General features: G+C 60.5%; 19 protein-coding genes. 14 read left to right on the plus strand and 5 right to left on the minus strand.

All coding sequences use genetic code 11. The features are described from left to right. Positions 1 to 136 precede the first annotated feature (136 nt). Complete coding sequence (locus tag ACK9YZ_RS12595) at positions 137 to 2005, plus strand: ABC transporter ATP-binding protein (RefSeq protein WP_416064046.1); 1869 nt, start codon at positions 137 to 139, stop codon at positions 2003 to 2005. A gap of 24 nt (positions 2006 to 2029) precedes the next feature. Here the strand turns inward: ACK9YZ_RS12595 and ACK9YZ_RS12600 are convergent, their stop codons facing one another. Both ACK9YZ_RS12600 and ACK9YZ_RS12605 read right to left on the minus strand, forming a co-directional pair. Next, entirely contained in the window at positions 2030 to 2911 is an 882-nt protein-coding gene (locus ACK9YZ_RS12600) for a hypothetical protein (protein ID WP_253958231.1), read from the minus strand. Between the two features lie 273 nt (positions 2912 to 3184). Next, entirely contained in the window at positions 3185 to 3973 is a 789-nt protein-coding gene (locus ACK9YZ_RS12605) for a class I SAM-dependent methyltransferase (protein WP_216758894.1), read from the minus strand. A 114-nt stretch (positions 3974 to 4087) separates the two neighbouring features. Between ACK9YZ_RS12605 and ACK9YZ_RS12610 the strand changes: the two genes are divergently transcribed. The 4 genes from ACK9YZ_RS12610 (at position 4088) to ACK9YZ_RS12625 (ending at position 7990) form a co-directional block, all read left to right on the plus strand. Further along, positions 4088 to 5224, plus strand: a complete 1137-nt coding sequence (locus ACK9YZ_RS12610; RefSeq protein ID WP_416064047.1) for an ABC transporter substrate-binding protein — start codon at positions 4088 to 4090, stop codon at positions 5222 to 5224. Between the two features lie 6 nt (positions 5225 to 5230). Further along, entirely contained in the window at positions 5231 to 6301 is a 1071-nt protein-coding gene (locus tag ACK9YZ_RS12615; RefSeq protein WP_216755017.1) for a FecCD family ABC transporter permease, read from the plus strand. Continuing rightward, on the plus strand, positions 6295 to 7047 hold the full coding sequence (locus ACK9YZ_RS12620) for an ABC transporter ATP-binding protein (protein ID WP_216755018.1): 753 nt from the start codon (positions 6295 to 6297) through the stop codon (positions 7045 to 7047). Before ACK9YZ_RS12615 ends, ACK9YZ_RS12620 begins: the two co-directional genes overlap by 7 nt. A 178-nt stretch (positions 7048 to 7225) precedes the next feature. Further along, complete coding sequence (locus ACK9YZ_RS12625) at positions 7226 to 7990, plus strand: hypothetical protein (RefSeq protein ID WP_416064048.1); 765 nt, start codon at positions 7226 to 7228, stop codon at positions 7988 to 7990. An 85-nt stretch (positions 7991 to 8075) separates the two neighbouring features. Here ACK9YZ_RS12625 and ACK9YZ_RS12630 read toward each other — a convergent pair whose 3' ends face one another. After that, a complete protein-coding gene (locus ACK9YZ_RS12630; RefSeq protein ID WP_416064049.1) occupies positions 8076 to 8690 on the minus strand; it encodes a hypothetical protein in 615 nt (204 codons plus the stop codon). A gap of 256 nt (positions 8691 to 8946) precedes the next feature. Between ACK9YZ_RS12630 and ACK9YZ_RS12635 the strand changes: the two genes are divergently transcribed. The 8 genes from ACK9YZ_RS12635 (at position 8947) to ACK9YZ_RS12670 (ending at position 14088) form a co-directional block, all read left to right on the plus strand. Next, a complete protein-coding gene (locus tag ACK9YZ_RS12635; protein WP_216758895.1) occupies positions 8947 to 9687 on the plus strand; it encodes a carbon-nitrogen hydrolase family protein in 741 nt (246 codons plus the stop codon). 107 nt (positions 9688 to 9794) lie between these two features. Continuing rightward, on the plus strand, positions 9795 to 10046 hold the full coding sequence (locus ACK9YZ_RS12640) for a type II toxin-antitoxin system Phd/YefM family antitoxin (RefSeq protein WP_216755020.1): 252 nt from the start codon (positions 9795 to 9797) through the stop codon (positions 10044 to 10046). Continuing rightward, positions 10043 to 10492: a type II toxin-antitoxin system VapC family toxin gene (locus ACK9YZ_RS12645; protein ID WP_216755021.1), complete on the plus strand. Its 450-nt coding sequence runs from the start codon at positions 10043 to 10045 to the stop codon at positions 10490 to 10492. The genes ACK9YZ_RS12640 and ACK9YZ_RS12645 overlap by 4 nt, the downstream gene beginning before the upstream one ends. Positions 10493 to 10585: 93 nt before the next feature. Then, positions 10586 to 11026 (plus strand): hypothetical protein, encoded by a 441-nt coding sequence (locus ACK9YZ_RS12650; RefSeq protein ID WP_416064050.1) that lies wholly within the window; start codon positions 10586 to 10588, stop codon positions 11024 to 11026. Then, entirely contained in the window at positions 11019 to 11546 is a 528-nt protein-coding gene (locus tag ACK9YZ_RS12655) for a DoxX family protein (protein ID WP_416064051.1), read from the plus strand. The genes ACK9YZ_RS12650 and ACK9YZ_RS12655 overlap by 8 nt, the downstream gene beginning before the upstream one ends. Before the next feature lie 205 nt (positions 11547 to 11751). Then, positions 11752 to 12318 carry a sigma-70 family RNA polymerase sigma factor gene (locus ACK9YZ_RS12660; RefSeq protein WP_416064052.1) on the plus strand — a complete coding sequence of 189 codons (567 nt, stop codon included), beginning with the start codon at positions 11752 to 11754 and terminating at the stop codon, positions 12316 to 12318. Next, positions 12305 to 12940: an NrsF family protein gene (locus tag ACK9YZ_RS12665; RefSeq protein ID WP_416064053.1), complete on the plus strand. Its 636-nt coding sequence runs from the start codon at positions 12305 to 12307 to the stop codon at positions 12938 to 12940. Before ACK9YZ_RS12660 ends, ACK9YZ_RS12665 begins: the two co-directional genes overlap by 14 nt. Positions 12941 to 13141: 201 nt before the next feature. After that, positions 13142 to 14088 (plus strand): IS630 family transposase gene (locus ACK9YZ_RS12670; RefSeq protein WP_416064054.1). Its coding sequence is split into 2 segments (ribosomal slippage): positions 13142 to 13480 and positions 13483 to 14088, totalling 945 coding nucleotides; the frame shifts between segments, so codons are not numbered across the junction. Between the two features lie 255 nt (positions 14089 to 14343). Here the strand turns inward: ACK9YZ_RS12670 and ACK9YZ_RS12675 are convergent. After that, complete coding sequence (locus ACK9YZ_RS12675; protein ID WP_007817645.1) at positions 14344 to 14574, minus strand: hypothetical protein; 231 nt, start codon at positions 14572 to 14574, stop codon at positions 14344 to 14346. Positions 14575 to 14709: 135 nt separating this feature from the next. Beyond that, positions 14710 to 14970 (minus strand): hypothetical protein, encoded by a 261-nt coding sequence (locus tag ACK9YZ_RS12680; RefSeq protein WP_416064055.1) that lies wholly within the window; start codon positions 14968 to 14970, stop codon positions 14710 to 14712. Between the two features lie 189 nt (positions 14971 to 15159). Between ACK9YZ_RS12680 and ACK9YZ_RS12685 the strand changes: the two genes are divergently transcribed. Then, entirely contained in the window at positions 15160 to 15360 is a 201-nt protein-coding gene (locus tag ACK9YZ_RS12685; protein ID WP_416064056.1) for a hypothetical protein, read from the plus strand. Positions 15361 to 15368: the final 8 nt, after the last annotated feature.

A 15368-nucleotide genomic window follows, 5' to 3' on the forward strand; every position in this document is an offset into this window, starting at 1 on the left:
TGCTTTGCCCTGTGATCACAGAGATTTCCAAAATTTCTAATTGAGATTGCAGCCGGAAGATGATTCCATGCGGTGCGCGTTGCCTGATTACGCCCGCCCTCTTCCCGATGCTGCACCCGAGAGGCTCAAGTCGATCATGTCGATTTCAGATGCGATCTACCGTCCCTTCGAAACGCTGATCCGGCCGCTCGATATCCCCTACCGTCCGCTGCCGTCGAAAGGACCGGTGACGGTGCTCCTGCACTTCATCTCGATGTTTCGCGGGATCCTGATCGCGCTCGTCCTTTGCACCATGGCGATCGAGGCCATGAACCTGACGATCGTCTGGAGCCTGTCGGTCATCGTCGATGGCGTCACGCAGCAGGGTGCCTCCGCTTTCCTGCACAATGACCGGCCGCTGCTGATCTTGCTCGGCCTGATGCTCTTCCCCTGCATCCCTATTGCCTCCTTCCTCGTCAATACGCTGAATTCGCACACGCTCGGCATCGGCATGCCGGCGGCCATTCAGTGGCAGGGCCACAGGGCGGTGGAGCGGCAGGATCTCGCCTTCTTCCACGATCTCTATGCCGGCCAGGTCGCCTCGCGCCTGCAGCAGGTGGCCTCCGCCGTCCAGCAGCAGGTTATATCGGCCTTCCAGTCCATCCCGCGCTTCATCATGCAGATGGTCGGCTCGGTCATCCTTCTGAGCGCACTTTCCTGGCAGCTTGCGCTGCCGACCATCGTATGGATCACGCTCAACGTACTGCTCGCTGTCAGGCTGGCGCCTGTCTTCACCGAACGAGCACGCCGCTCCGCCAAGCGCCGCAGCCTGATTTCCGGCGCCATTACCGATCTCTACGCCAATATGCAGATGGTGAAACAATTCGCCGCCGAAGACAGCGAGGCGGGCACTATCCGAGGCATCATCGGCAAGGCGATCAAGGCCCAGCAAAGCGAACAGCGCATCTATCGGACCGCAGAGGTCATCGTCGTCGTCCTCAACGTCACGCACTGGCTGGCCATCCTGTCGATCGGCTTTACCGGGCTCGTCGATGGCTTCGTCACGATCGGCGAATTCACTGCCGCTGTTTATGTTCTCAACCGGCTATCCGGTCACACATTTACATTCCTGCAGATGGGCCAGCAGATTTTCCAGGCGATCGGCACGATCAAGGACGCCATGCCCGTCATGACGACACCGCCCACCATCACCGACCGGCCGGATGCGCAGGACCTTGTCGTCCCGAACGGCGAGATCCGTTTCGACAATGTCCATTTCGCCTACAAATCCGGCAAGCCCGTCATCGACAAGCTGTCGCTGACCGTCCGCCCCGGCGAAAAGGTCGGCCTCGTCGGCCTCTCCGGTGCCGGCAAGACGACGCTCGCCAACCTGTTGCTGCGTTTCTACGACATCAAGGACGGCGCGATCCTCATAGACAACCAGGACATCCGCGCTGTGACCCAATCCAGCCTTCGCCGCGCCATCGGCGTCATCGCCCAGGATGTCGCGCTGCTGCACCGCTCGGTCGGCGATAACATCCGCTACGGCCGGCCGGAGGCCACACAGGAGGAGATCGAGGCTGTCGCGAAGATGGCAAGCGCAGACGCTTTCATCGCCGATCTCGCCGACAGTGAAGGCCGCAAGGGCTACGAAGCCTATGTCGGCGACCGCGGCATCAAGCTCTCGGGCGGCCAGCGCCAGCGCGTCGCGATCGCCCGCGTGCTCCTGAAGGACGCGCCGATCCTGGTGCTGGACGAAGTAACCTCGGCCCTCGACAGCGAATCCGAAGCCGCCATCCAGGAACGGCTTGATCTCGTGATGGAAGGCAAGACGGTCATCGCCATCGCCCACCGGCTGTCGACCATAGCCAGCATGGACCGCATCGTCGTGCTCGACCACGGCCGCATCATCGAGGAAGGGCGGCCGGAGGAATTGATTGAAGGCGATGGGCTCTTCGCGCGCCTGTGGAGGCGACAGACGGGTGGGTTTATTCCGGAGGAGATTGAAGAGGATTCGCCGGGTTAGCGCGTGGCAGCGGACGCCAGGAACTCAACCCTCTCGTTGATCACCAGTCGGCTCGGGCACATGACGACAGGCCCATTCGAACGCTTCCTCGATGGCCGCAAACTTGACCGCCTGCCAATGTCGATAGTCGCGGATCAGCCCTGCCCCAAGCCAGAAATCACCGCTGTCGCGGGAGAGGTCCCATCCACAAGCCTCAAGCAACTGAGCGCGATCGAAAAGGCGCCGCGCATGGGTGCGGGAGATGGCGTAGCGCTTGAAGAACTCTCCGATGCGCAAGGGACCAATAGATATCCGCGGCTCCAACTCCTTTTCCGGGGGTAAGCGAGACATCAGGTCGTGCAGGATGTTGCTGCCGGAAGCAGTTCGGACGAAAGCGTCCACCGTCTGCGGAGGGCTGGTCCAGCCTGGATCGTGAAAGAGGCTCCGGGACATCATCGGCTGCGCATACCAGAGCAGGCGCCGATCGGCAGATGATCGGCAGAATCGTGTCCCCTGATCGAGCATGTCGAGTGATTTCAAATGTTCGTCGAACCATTCGCGAATCAAGGCTTCGGCAGTTTCGGAAATTCTGAGCTGGCGAACGCGCTTGTCCCCGTTGTCATGGGTATCAACCAGGAGACCGTAGTTGCGCATCTCTGCGAGATGCGCGAACGCCGTGTTCTTGGAGGCAACGTCACTCTCGGCAATGAGGGCGTTCAGTTTGGCGGCCGTAAGTCCCGGATGAGACGGCGACGTGACACGCTGAAAATGAAAAGCCACAATTGACTGCGTCAGCAACCATCGTTTCATATCTGCGGTGTAGCGGACGATACGAGGCGCGGCATCGTGCATGGCAATGAGTTTCAGCGCAGCATCCCTTAAGGCGAACGCATAAAGGCGATTTTCCACAATGGCTTCGACGGTCAAGACGTCAGCCGCGTCAGTGGCGGAGCGCATTGCGGTTGATACGGAAGTCAACGGATCTCTCCAGGCAAGGTTGAATTGGGCAAGCGACCGACGGCTTGCCCTCGCGGCGTTGGTTACGCCCTTGCGCGCTCGCAGGCTTGCGTGTTCACGCACACTTACCTTGCACGCAGGGCATATCGACATCGCCAGCGTCTTCCGCCAGCAGTCGGCCATCTCCTGCTGCACTATGTCCCTTAAGATAAAATTGCAACGGGCCGAAAGCCCCGCAAAAACCTAAGCCAGCGGCTTCGTCGCACAGATCGCAAAGCGGTCCTGCACCATGCGCTCCAATCCGCGCAGGAAGGGCATCTTGCGCGCCTGCGCCCAGTGGATATCGGAGAGCTTGCGGTCAACGACGATATTGTCGAAGCCTGCCTGGCGCAGCAATTCGACGATCGCCTCGGCCGGCATCTCATTGGAGAAATAGACGCGTGAGCGGATGGCCTGGTGGCGGGCCATCATCTCGGGCTTCATGTGGCTCGCCGGCGCTTTGCCCGTCAGCTTCGTCCAGAGCTTCTGCAGACCTTTCACCCAGGTCTCCTTACCCATGTTGCCGTCGACGATCAGCACTTTGCCGCCCGGCTTCAGCACGGAAAACCACTCGCGGAAGGCCGAGGGCGGATCGACCAGCGTCCAGACGAGGTGCCGGTTGGTGATCACGTCGTAGCTGCCCTTCGCCTCCATGGTGTTTTCCGCATCTCCCGAGACGAAGCGGATATCGGTGCCGCGCTTCTTCGCCTTCGCGCGCGCCTGCGCCAGCATCGCATCCGACCAGTCGAGCCCGGTCACCTTGAAGCCTGCCCCATGCATGAGATGGGAAATGACCGCCGTGCCGCAGGCAAGGTCGAGTGCTGCCCGCCCCTGCCCCTCGCCGAGATGCTTGCGGATCAGCCGCTGCCAGCCTTTTCGCTCGGCTTCGGAAAAGATTTCGTGGCCGACACTCTCGTCGAACGTCGCTGCGCGTTCCGACCAGAAGTCCCGAATTTCATCGCGAATGGAGTAATTCGTGTTCATCGTATTCATCATCTTCGCTCAGCGCCGGACTTACTTTGGAAAAGCTCTAAAACATAAAACTTGATTCCAAAAGTCAATTTTTCTATGCCTCGGGAAATAGCCGAGTACGGGGAGAGTTTCCAGATGAATTTTATGAAATCGCTTTCACTATCAGTAGTTGCAGTTGCGGCGCTGTTGCCGTTCTCGGTCCTTGCCGAGCCTTTCACCATCAAGGATGTCGCCGGCCGCGAGGTCACTTTCGACAAGCCGGTCGAACGCGTGATCCTCGGCGAAGGCCGCATGCTCTATGCTGTCGCCCCGATCGAAAAGGAGGATCCCTTCGCCAAGATCGTCGGCTGGCGCAACGATCTCTGGACGACCGACAAGGATGGCTTCAACGCCTATGTCGAGAAATTCCCCAAAGGCAAGGACCTGCCCTTCCTCGGCAACCTGACGGATGGCACGCTGCAGACCGAGACGGTCGTGGCGCTTCACCCCGACCTCATGCTGCTGCCGATCGGCAACAAGAAGGCCGCCGACGAGGTGAAGCTCGAGGATATGCTCAGCAAGATCGGCGTGAAGATCGTCTACATCGATTTCCGCGAACACATCCTCGCCAATACCGAGCCGAGCCTGAAAATCCTTGGCAAGCTTTTCGGCCATGAAGACCGCGCCGAAGCCGTCGCCGCCTATTGGAAAGAGCAGATGGCGCGCGTCACCGACAAGCTGAAGGAAGCCAATCCCAAGAAGCCCAACGTCTTCATGTATCGCGCCGCCGGCCTCGTCGAGTGCTGCGGCACCTTTGGCCCCGACAATTTCGGCCTGATGGTGGATTGGGCCGGCGGCCACAATCTCGGCTCCGATTTCCTGCCCGGCTATACCGGTTCGATCAATGCCGAACAGGTCGTCGCCTCCAATCCTGACGTCGTCGTCGTAACAGGCTCGAACTGGAGCCAGACAAAGGACGCCAAGGATTACGTCAATGTCGGCCCGGCCGCTGCCGCCACCATCGACGACAGCCGCAAGGCACTGGATGCACTGATGCAGAACCCGGCCTTCACCGGCTCCAAGGCCGTTGCTGACGGCAATATTCATGCGATCTGGCATCAGTTCTATACGAGCCCTTACCAGTTCGTCGCCGTGCAGCAGATGGCCAAGTGGTTCCATCCGGATCTCTTTGCCGATCTCGACCCGGATGCGACCTTCAAGGAATTCCACGAGAAATTCCTGCCGGTCGCGTATCAGCCGGGTTACTGGGTCGACGCCAAGGCCGGAAAGTAAGCGCCAATGGCAGAGATCGCCGCCATGCCGATCGAAGCCGAAGCAGGCAGGGCGCGTTATCGCGCCCTCGCCCGCCGCAAGCTGATGATCCTCTTTGCCATGACGGCAGCGCTCTGCCTGTCCTTCGCCATCGATCTCGCCTGGGGGCCGGCCCGTTATGGCCTCGATGAGGTCGTGGCCGCCCTCCTCGATCCCGACTCCGTCTCGGCGCAGATCCGCGCCGTCGTCTGGGATATCCGCATGCCGGTCGCCCTCATGGCGATCGTCGTCGGCGCCTCGCTCTCGGTTGCAGGTGCCCAGATGCAGACGATCCTCGCCAATCCGCTGGCAAGCCCCTTCACCTTAGGCATTTCGGCCGCAGCAAGCTTCGGCGCAGCTCTCGCCATCGTTACCAGTGTACCGATCCTGCCGGTTGCAGCAGGCCTCTTGGTGCCGGTCAATGCCTTCGTCATGGCGCTGGTCGCCACCCTCTTCATCCACTTCATCTCGCAGGCACGCGGCGTCTCGGTGCAGACGGTCGTGCTGCTCGGCATCGCCCTCGTCTTCACCTTCAATGCGGCCCTCGCCTTCCTGCAATATCTCGCCTCCGAACAGGCGCTCTCCGCCGTCGTCTTCTGGACCATGGGCAGCCTCACCAAGGCCACCTGGCCGAAGATCTGGATCACGCTCGCCGTGCTGCTCCTTGCGCTGCCGCTCTTTGCCCGCCACGCCTGGGCGCTGACGGCGATCCGCCTTGGCGAGGACAAGGCGGCAAGCTTCGGCGTAAATGTGCGCCGCATCCGCCTGGAGACGATGCTGGTCATCTCGCTGCTGGCAGCCGTTCCCGTCAGCTTCGTCGGCACGATCGGCTTCGTCGGCCTCGTCGGCCCGCATATCGCCCGCATGATCCTCGGCGAAGACCAGCGTTTCTTCCTGCCCGGTTCGGTCCTCTCGGGCGCGCTGCTGCTGTCGGTCACGTCGATCGTCTCCAAGTCGATCATTCCGGGCGTCGTCTTCCCGATCGGCATCATCACGGCGCTTGTCGGCGTACCTTTCTTCTTCTCGCTCATCCTCTCGAACAGGAGCCGCTCATGGTAGCGCTTCAGCTGCAGTCGGTCGGCGCCTTTCACGGCCGCAAGCTCTTCGTCGAAGACGTGACGACGCCGAAACTGAAATCAGGCGAACTCGTCGCCGTCATCGGCCCGAATGCCGCCGGCAAGTCGACGCTCTTCAAGCGCATCACCGGCCTCTTGAAAGGCCCGGGAAACGTGCTGGTCGAAGGCGCAAAGAATAAGAACGCCATCAGCTACATGCCGCAGGATACCTCGGCCAATGCGGTGCTGACGGTCTATGAATCGATCCTGCTCGCCCGCAAGCAGGGCCAGTCCTGGGGTGTCAGCGATCAGGATCTCAGGCTGATCGACGACATCATGAAGGCGCTGAACATCGAGGCGATCGCCTTCCGCGATCTCGGCGCTCTCTCCGGCGGCCAGCGCCAGCTCGTCTCCATCGCCCAGGCGCTGGTGCGCGAGCCGGAGATCATGCTGATGGACGAGCCGACCAGCGCCCTCGATCTTCACCGCCAGGTGGAAGTGCTCGATTTCATGCAGCGTCAGGCCCGCAAGCGCGGCATGATCGTGCTGATCGCTATCCACGATCTGAACCAGGCGCTGCGCTTCGCCGACAAGGTGCTGATCATCCAGAACGGCCGCATGCGCGCCTGCGGCGAACCGCGCGATGTGGTCACGGTCGACATGCTGCGCGAGGTCTACAAGATCCACGCCCGGATCGAGAAATGCTCCAGGGATCACGACCACGTCATCGTCGATGGCACGGCGCATTAAGGTGTTCCCAACACCCTGAAGTGAGCGAAAAATATCGTTTTGTTCGAATTTAATTGTGATTGACGCTTTCAACTAAAACTGGCAGCCACTCTTTCATTCAAGTCGCAACAGGCTCGGGCATACAAGCGACTGATCGGCGGATGAAGAGAGGGGGGCAGTATTTTGGTTGGAGGCACATATGTCATTTAAGAGAGTGCTATGGAGTGTGGTTGCGGGGTTAGTCGCAGCGCTGATTGGGACGCCGACGCTCGCAATCGACACTGCAAAGCTTCAATCGATTCGCTCTTCTTTGTCTTTGGAAGAAATAGTCGCGTTTGCTGTAGAGAAATCTACCACGCCTATCCTCGATATCGACAAAACCATCGAAATGAACATCGTCCTCAATGTGAAGGGCATGGAGAGGAGCGATATTCAAACTTTGCAGCTCGAGTTTTTGCGCGTGTTTTCTGGGGTCATGGCTTACGCAGATCTCCGTATCAATTTCAACGCCAGCCAATCGATAGATTACTCGCCTGCGATGCCATATGCACCTTTCGGCGACCAGAATCAGACGTCGAATACCGTCGACGTATTCGTTGATCGTGATGCGCTCAAGCTAGCAAAGATGGGCCAAATAGCAGTTCATGATCTTGACACGCTTCGAAGCAAGCCGGACACATCCGAATGCTACCATGAGCGCCGAAAAGGATACCCGGTTATCAACGTCGTCGTCGACCGCGATATCAATCCGGTGGGCTGTCTATATGGTGTGCTGCTGCAGTCGATCGGGATGAAGGAACCTTTCGGCGGGGTTGCAGCAACATATCGCGCCGGGGAAGCTCCCGGCTTCAGACGAAATGCCGAGATGGCGGCAGCCTATGCCATTCATGTGTGCCAATCTCTCATAGACGAAAAAAATCAGCTCGAAGAATGTGTGAGGGGAGTTCTTGGCAACGGGAAATAACAATGCGCAGCGGCGGAGATGATTCCGCTTTCTTTCCGTCACATTAAGGGCGCGCAGGAGATCCGGCGCGCCCGACTTCAGACCATTAGCGGCCGCGCGGGAATGTCTGGCCCTGCTTCATCGCATCAATATCCTGAGCCTGACGAAGCTCGCGCTCGGCGTCTTCGTTGGATTCGTCCACCGTGCGGTGGTGCCCGGTCGGCAGGATATCGTCACGCAGTTCCGGATCAAGCAGCGGCTCCTCGTGAGCACGAGCCTTGTATCGCGATGCTGCCAAAGCTTCGTTCGACTTGCTGATATCCCAGCCCTCCGCCCGCCAGAGATCGGCACGCTCGTCCATGTCGATGGAGCCTTCATCGTCGAGAATATCATGCGCGATACCGTAGGTCGCATCATCAACCTCGACGGAGATCAAAAAGCCGCCCCGCCGCAGGCCTTCGGCATAAACCGAACGGTCCTCATCCGGAAACAGCCAATCCTCCAGCTTCGACCAGAAACCGCCACGGTCGTCGCCGGCAACGCCGGCCTTGTCGCTATCCGCTTCATATCCCGGCATCATTCTGACGGTGGTGATGCCCAAATTCTTCAGCCGGTCGACCGCGCTGTCGGCGTCATGACGGCTGTCGAAGAAAGCCGTCAGCGTGCTGCGGCCCTTCCCGCCTGAGAATTCGGGGGCGCCGTCATTATGGAGATTGCTCATTGGGATTCCTCCTCGGTGTCTTTCCTCTCCGCAAACGGGCGAAGAAGCTTGAGGTTCCCGATGATACCAGAAGCCGCCAAAATGCTGCTCAGACGAGTAATTCCAGCCGATCTCCCGTAAGGTGGATGACAAGAAACTGGATCGACCTACCCTCCGCGTCGATATCGAGCCCTCGGCGCGCAAGAGCACCGCGGTTGACAACGGTCGTAGCTGGACGATGTCTTCGTCTCCACGCCGAGAGCAACCGGAGCCCCGAATGAAGACCGTCCGCATCGCCGCCGCCCAGACCCTTGAATACCGGGAAAATATCGAGGCCGCCCTGACATGCGCGCTCGATATGATCCGTCAGGCCGAAGCCGAGGGCGCGCGGCTCCTCTGCTTTCCCGAAGGATTTCTGCAGGGCTACCTGACGGAGCCGGAGGCGGCACGGCGCGCCGCGATGGGTCTCGCATCGCCGACGTTCAAAGCCGTGACGAACCGTCTTGCCACTGCCGGCCTCATGATCGTGATGGGCATGATCGAGTCCGAAGGTGACGACCTGTTCAACACTGCCGTCGTCATTCAGAAGGGCGAAGTGATCGGCCGATATCGCAAGGCGCATCTGCTCAAGGGAGAAAGGTTTTTCCGGCCCGGCACCGAGACGCCCATCTTCACGGTCGATGGCCTGCGCTTCGGCATCAACATCTGCTACGACACCGGTTTCCCCGAGGCCGCTCACAAGGTCGCGCTCGCAGGCGCATCTCTTCTCGTCTGCTGCGCCAACAACATGATGCCGCGCGCCAATGCCGAAAAATTCCGGCACGTGCACAACGCCGCCAGAGGCGAGCGCTGCCGGGAAACCGGTCTGTGGCTCATCTCCGCTGACGTAACGGGAGAACGCAACGGGCGCATTTCGTGGGGTCCGACGGCGGTGTTGAACCCGGCGGGGAACGTTGTGGCAGAGCTTCCTCTTGAAGCCCCGGGTCTGCTGGTGTTCGATATCGCCGGCGATCAGTAGGACTTGGTCGCACTGCTGGATGTCCAACCGAATCAGTTGGATCTCTTGATCTCTTTCGCGGCAACTTCTATTTTGACCACATATGGTCATATGAACAGGAGGCCGCGATGTCGACAATAAGTGTGGCTGATGCCAAGGCCGGGTTTGCCGGTCTGGTCGATAAAGCAGCAAATGGCGCATTCGTGACGATCACGCGCCACGGAAAACCCGCTGCAGTGCTCGTTTCGGTCGAAGCCGCTGAGGCCGCAAAGAGAGCTTTGAATAGACCTCGGCCAAATTTCGGAGATTTCCTGCTCACCTTTCCCGGTGGCGTCGAGCTGGAGCGGAATCCCTCGAAAATGCGAGATGCTGATCTGTGACCGCTTATCTGCTCGATACTGATATCATCAGCAGGTTCGCGCCGGACAAGACCCCGCCTTCCGATCCGGTGCGGGCATGGTTCCATGAGCAAGGCGAGGCTGACGCGCTCTTTTTGTCCGCCATGTCGGTCTCGGAGATCGAAAAGGGAATGCGAAGCCTTCACCGTCGCGGCGGCATCGAGCGGGGAAAGCGCCTCGCCTCATGGCTCGACTTCATCACTGAGAGTTTCGGTGATCGTATTCTGCCAATGGATACCGTGGTCGCGCGGATCGCCGGGGCACTGGAAGATGAGGCCGCGAGTAAAGGTCACAATCCCGGCCTTGGCGATATCATTATGGCGGCCACCGCACGCGCCTACGACCTCACCGTGATCACCGAAAACGCCAGGCATTTTCGGCCGCTCAATGTTGCCGTCGATCTTCCGGCCGCGTTCCGGCCGGAATGATTCACCAAGCCCCATCACGCCTTCTTTACCACCCGCCTGTAACAACCCGTCCTCTCCTACGAATATGCTCAGGATCGGCCCTGGCTCTCGGATGTGGCGCGTATCGAGCGCGCATGGCTGGACGCCTATCACGCCGCCGATGCGCCGGCGCTCAGGGCCGAAGCGCTCGCCGCTATACCGCCGGAAAAACTTGATGGCGTGACCTTCCAGCCGCATCCGGCAACGCGGCTGATCTCATCGGCCCACCCTGCCGTCACCATCTTCGCCATGAACCGCGGCTCAGGCCCGGTCAACCGCGTCGACGATCACCCCGAAGACGGACTGATCACCCGCATCGACGACGAGGTCACCGTGCGCCTGCTATCGTCAGGCGCAGCCGCGTTCTTCAACGCCCTTCTATCGGGCGAATGCCTCGCCGCCGCGGTCGCAGCCGGCCTCAACGCCCATCCCGCCTTCGATCTCTCCGCCGCCATCGGCGAGATGATCGCGTCAGGCGCCTTTTCCGCTATCGAACTGGAGATTTCCAATGTCTGATATGCTTCACTCCCGGCCTCACAACGAGCCTCGCAACGGCTCTCTCTCCCCGCTTGCGAGGCTTGTGGCGACGGCTGACGGACTTGTCCGCACCGTCGCCCAACCCGATCTCGTCCAGGCTGTCCTGCGTGTGGCGCTCGCCGTACCCTTCTGGCGCTCCGGCATCCTGAAATGGGATGGCTTCCTGCAACTCAACGATACGGCGATCGATCTTTTCACACAGGAATTCATGCTGCATCTGCCGGGCGGCCCCTATCCCTTCCCCGCGCCTGCGGTCATGGCCTTCCTCTCCGGCTGTGGCGAGATCATCTTCCCGACGCTCCTGGTGTTCGGCCTCGCCACCCGCTTTGCCGGCCTCGGCCTGCTCTTCATGACGCTTGTCGTGGAACTCACCGTTCCCGATGGCTGGCCGATCCACATCACCTGGGCGGCGATGGCGCTCGCCATCATGCGCTACGGGCCGGGCCGCCTGTCGCTCGACCATCTGATTGCGCGGATCTCAGGCGCTGCCAAGAACTAGACCGCCCGAAGACGATAGCAGCGTAAGCTCACCGCCCGGCTCTTCATCGCGCCGGGCGGCTTTTACGCTTTGTTGCCGCACTACTCTTGCCGTTTGCCCGCCGATGCGCTCAATAGGCGCCGGCCTTGCCTCACGTGCCGCGTCATCAAAATTCTCAGGATGACGGTAACAAACACGTGGACCCGTGCGTAGAGGATAGTGGCGGATGAAACATTCGGCCCGTGAAGAGGAATGGGCGGCCTGGATGCGCGCGGCAATCGCCGGCGATATCAAGGCCTATGACCGTTTCCTGAAGGCCGTGACACCCTATCTCCGGTCGATTGCGCGCAGGCGCTGCGACCAGTTCGGTGCCCCGCCGAGCGAGGTCGAGGACGTGGTGCAGGAAGTGTTGCTGGCGGTTCATCTGAAGCGTGGGACCTGGGATATCTCCCGGCCGATCGGCCCGTGGCTGTCGACCATCGTGCGCAACAAGCTGATCGACAGCCTGCGCCGCCGCGGCCGCCATGTCAGCGTGCCGATCGAGGATGTGATAGAGACGCTGGAAGCCGATCACCACGAGGATGGCGCCGATCGCGTCGATGTCGACCGCATGCTGGAAGGCCTGCGCGACCCACAGCGGGAAATCGTCCGGTCCATCTCGCTCGGCGGCGCCGGCATCCGCGAAACGGCCGAGAGACTACAGATGACGGAAGGCGCCGTGCGGGTGGCGCTGCACAGGGCGCTCAAGGGATTGGCGGCCCTCTATCGGAGCAATACGCGTGAAAACGGATGATCTGATCAATCTGCTGGCAAAGGATGCGCGCGTTCGCATCCGCTTCGGCCGTGTCTTCATGATCGCGCTTGGTATCGGCGTGGTGATTTCAGCCATGCTGCTGCTCTCGACCCTCGGTATCCGCAGGAACATGGCCGACATGATCGAGACGCCGCGCGTCCTCTTCAAGCTCGGCTTCACTATGCTGCTCGCCGTCACCGCCACCCGCCTCGCCTTCCGCATCGGCAAGCCGGGCGTCTCGCTGCAATCTGCCGCCCTGATGCTCGTCCTGCCGTTGGCCGTTCTTATCATCGGCATCGCGACCGAGCTCTTCGTCGTGCCGCAGGCGGCCTGGGCAAGCAGCATGGAGGGCCGGTTCTCCGCCTTCTGCCTGTTCTACGTCCCGACCCTGTCGATCGCCCCGCTTGCCGCCATCCTCTACTCGGTCCGGCAAGGCGCCCCGGAAAATCCGGGCACGGCCGGCGCCGTGGCAGGCCTTGCTGCCGGCGGCATCGCAGCCGCCATTTACGCCTGGCATTGCCCCGACGACAGCCCGCTGTTTCTGGCGACATGGTATTCGATCGGCATATTGGTCGCGACCGCGGCCGGTTTCCTCTTGGGCCGAAAAATCCTCCGCTGGTGATGGCGGCGGCTTCCTTCAGGACGCCCCAGCCGTCGACATCGACATCGGCCGATCAGGCGGGACAGCGGCGGACGCATCAGCCGCCGGGAACTTTCGGCCCTGATCTTAGAGCGGGATGATTTTAGATGGAATCGAAAAGGGGATTCCCTTTTTCCCGCAAATCAGATTCACCATTGAGACCGGTAAAGGAGGCCGGTCTTTATGGCAAAACCTTTTTCCGATGATTTGCGGGAACGCGTTGTCGGCGCGGTGACGCGCGAAGGATTGTCCTGCCGGGCAGCGGCGAAGCGCTTCGGGATTGGCATCAGCACCGCGATCGATTGGGTGCGGCGCTTTCGCCAGACGGGCAGCGCAGCCCCCGGTCAGATGGGCGGGCACAAGCCACGGGCGATTTGCGATACGCATCGGGAGTGGCTGCTCGAGCGCTGCCGCACACGGGCTTTTACCCTGCGCGGGCTGGTCGCGGAACTGGGCGAGCGTGGCCTGAAGGTCGATTACCGCTCCGTGTGGACCTTCGTGCATGATGAAGGGTTGAGTTATAAAAAAAGACAATGGTCGCCGACGAGCGCGAGCGGCCCGATGTCGCCGCCCGACGGAACCGCTGGCTGAAGCATCGCTATCACGTCGATCCGGCCCGCCTCGTCTTCATCGATGAAACCTGGACGAAGACGAATATGGCGCCGCTCCGGGGCTGGGCGCCGCGCGGCGAACGGTTGCCCGGTCAGGCGCCCTTCGGCCATTGGAACACCATGACGTTCATTGCCGCCCTGCGCGCCGACCGCGTCAGCGCGCCATGGATCATCGACGGCCCGATCAATGGCGAGCGGTTCCTGATCTATGTGGAAAAGGTGCTGGTCCCCGAACTCAAGCCAGACGATATCGTCGTGATGGACAATCTGGGCTCACACAAGGCAAAAGCAATCCGCACCGCGATCCGCAAGGCTGGGGCCAAACTGTTCTTCCTGCCCAAATACTCCCCTGACCTCAATCCCATCGAAAAGCTCTTTGCCAAGATCAAGCATTGGCTACGCGAGGCACAGGCCAGAACTCGCCACGCGATCGACGAGGCCATCGCAGCCATCCTCAAGACAGTTTCACCACAGGAATGCCAAAACTACTTCAAGGAAGCCGGATATGAACGGACTTAAAATCATCTCGCTCTAGTCTGGCATGCGGAGCGTACGGCGCGCTTCCCCCGACAGAATCATGCATCACACGGCGCGTCGTGCGATCCAGCCTGTTATTTCCCAATAATTCGGCCCGCTTCGGCGGGCCTCTTTGTGCCCTACAGCATCGGCCCGAAAATCGGAATCGATTTTCGGAAAACACGGTGCAGAGATTCAAAGACTTAGCGTCCTTTGTGCGTCCGAATGGGCGCACGGCGCTCTAGTAACGGTCAGCGACTATCGCGTCCGCTTTCCCGTCAGCGCCTGCCAGGCGAGCCGCAGCGTATCGAGGCGGGAGCGAATGCGTTCCTGTTGCGGGATGGCCAGACGGTTGCGAAAATCGGCAAGCGCCTGGGCTTCGAGCCTGCTTCCGAGTTTTTCCGGCAGATGCGGGACGGGTGCGCCGGTCAGCCGGTCGATGACAGTCCAGTCGTCGTCGTTGCGGCGCTCGATATCGTAGCGGTTCATGATGGTCTGGATATCTCTGGAACGAGGAATGCGATGACAAGAAAAGCGGCTTTCCGATCCATATGCAATCGACAAAATGTGAGCGGGCGTCAGAAAAATACGCACATGGTCAAAATTGCGTTGCCAAGCCTGATCTCAGGCACTCAGTTTCGTCGCTCTCACCCTGTCGAACCGCTTGCGGACCTTTGCCGGCATGGCCTTCAGTTCGGCCTCGGCATAGTCCAGATCCAGGAAAGGCATCGGCCGGGCATTGATCTCACCGATCTTGGCCCCGAGCGCGGCAAGACCCATCACGATCTCGTCGAACATCCTTGCGTCGTCATGCCTAGCTCCCCCTTGCCTGGCTTCCACATGCATGGTTTCCCAATGCGTGGCTTCCCCATGCGTGGCTTCCATTGGTCCTCCTCCACTGCGGTTACCTCGGCCGCCACGGTAGCATTCGATAAAATGGCAGACCAATCCCACATTGGAGCTAGCCCGAATGAACCTCATTTACCGTCTTTTCGCCATCGCCGCGACATGCATTGATAGCAATACGGATCCAGGATGCCGCAAGCGTCGGAAACCAGTCACGGGAGGATAACCATGCACGAGATGACACCATCGGAAATGCTGAGAGACCCGATGATCCGCCAGATGCTTCGCGCCGACAGGATCAGCCTGGCGTCTTTTGAGGCGCTTCTCGACGCTGCCGCCCGTCGGCACGCCCGTTGCGCAGGCGACGGCAGTTTTGCGGCACCGAAGACGCCGGACAGCTGGAGTGTTTATGCTGCGGCTCATATCTGATCGAACGC

The sequence above is a fragment of the Rhizobium sp. ZK1 genome, from assembly GCF_047782645.1.
GTDB lineage: Bacteria > Pseudomonadota > Alphaproteobacteria > Rhizobiales > Rhizobiaceae > Rhizobium.

Excerpts from the sequence above, each read along its gene's own strand:
- ACK9YZ_RS12685 (WP_416064056.1), top strand. The coding sequence starts at position 15,160 with ATGCACGAGATGACACCATCGGAAATGCTGAGAGACCCGATGATCCGC.
- ACK9YZ_RS12675 (WP_007817645.1), bottom strand. The coding sequence starts at position 14,574 with ATGAACCGCTACGATATCGAGCGCCGCAACGACGACGACTGGACTGTC.
- ACK9YZ_RS12610 (WP_416064047.1), top strand. The coding sequence starts at position 4,088 with ATGAATTTTATGAAATCGCTTTCACTATCAGTAGTTGCAGTTGCGGCG.
- ACK9YZ_RS12680 (WP_416064055.1), bottom strand. The coding sequence starts at position 14,970 with ATGGAAGCCACGCATGGGGAAGCCACGCATTGGGAAACCATGCATGTG.
- ACK9YZ_RS12640 (WP_216755020.1), top strand. The coding sequence starts at position 9,795 with ATGTCGACAATAAGTGTGGCTGATGCCAAGGCCGGGTTTGCCGGTCTG.
- ACK9YZ_RS12615 (WP_216755017.1), top strand. The coding sequence starts at position 5,231 with ATGGCAGAGATCGCCGCCATGCCGATCGAAGCCGAAGCAGGCAGGGCG.
- ACK9YZ_RS12625 (WP_416064048.1), top strand. The coding sequence starts at position 7,226 with ATGTCATTTAAGAGAGTGCTATGGAGTGTGGTTGCGGGGTTAGTCGCA.
- ACK9YZ_RS12595 (WP_416064046.1), top strand. The coding sequence starts at position 137 with ATGTCGATTTCAGATGCGATCTACCGTCCCTTCGAAACGCTGATCCGG.
- ACK9YZ_RS12605 (WP_216758894.1), bottom strand. The coding sequence starts at position 3,973 with ATGAATACGATGAACACGAATTACTCCATTCGCGATGAAATTCGGGAC.
- ACK9YZ_RS12655 (WP_416064051.1), top strand. The coding sequence starts at position 11,019 with ATGTCTGATATGCTTCACTCCCGGCCTCACAACGAGCCTCGCAACGGC.
- ACK9YZ_RS12660 (WP_416064052.1), top strand. The coding sequence starts at position 11,752 with ATGAAACATTCGGCCCGTGAAGAGGAATGGGCGGCCTGGATGCGCGCG.
- ACK9YZ_RS12635 (WP_216758895.1), top strand. The coding sequence starts at position 8,947 with ATGAAGACCGTCCGCATCGCCGCCGCCCAGACCCTTGAATACCGGGAA.
- ACK9YZ_RS12630 (WP_416064049.1), bottom strand. The coding sequence starts at position 8,690 with ATGAGCAATCTCCATAATGACGGCGCCCCCGAATTCTCAGGCGGGAAG.
- ACK9YZ_RS12620 (WP_216755018.1), top strand. The coding sequence starts at position 6,295 with ATGGTAGCGCTTCAGCTGCAGTCGGTCGGCGCCTTTCACGGCCGCAAG.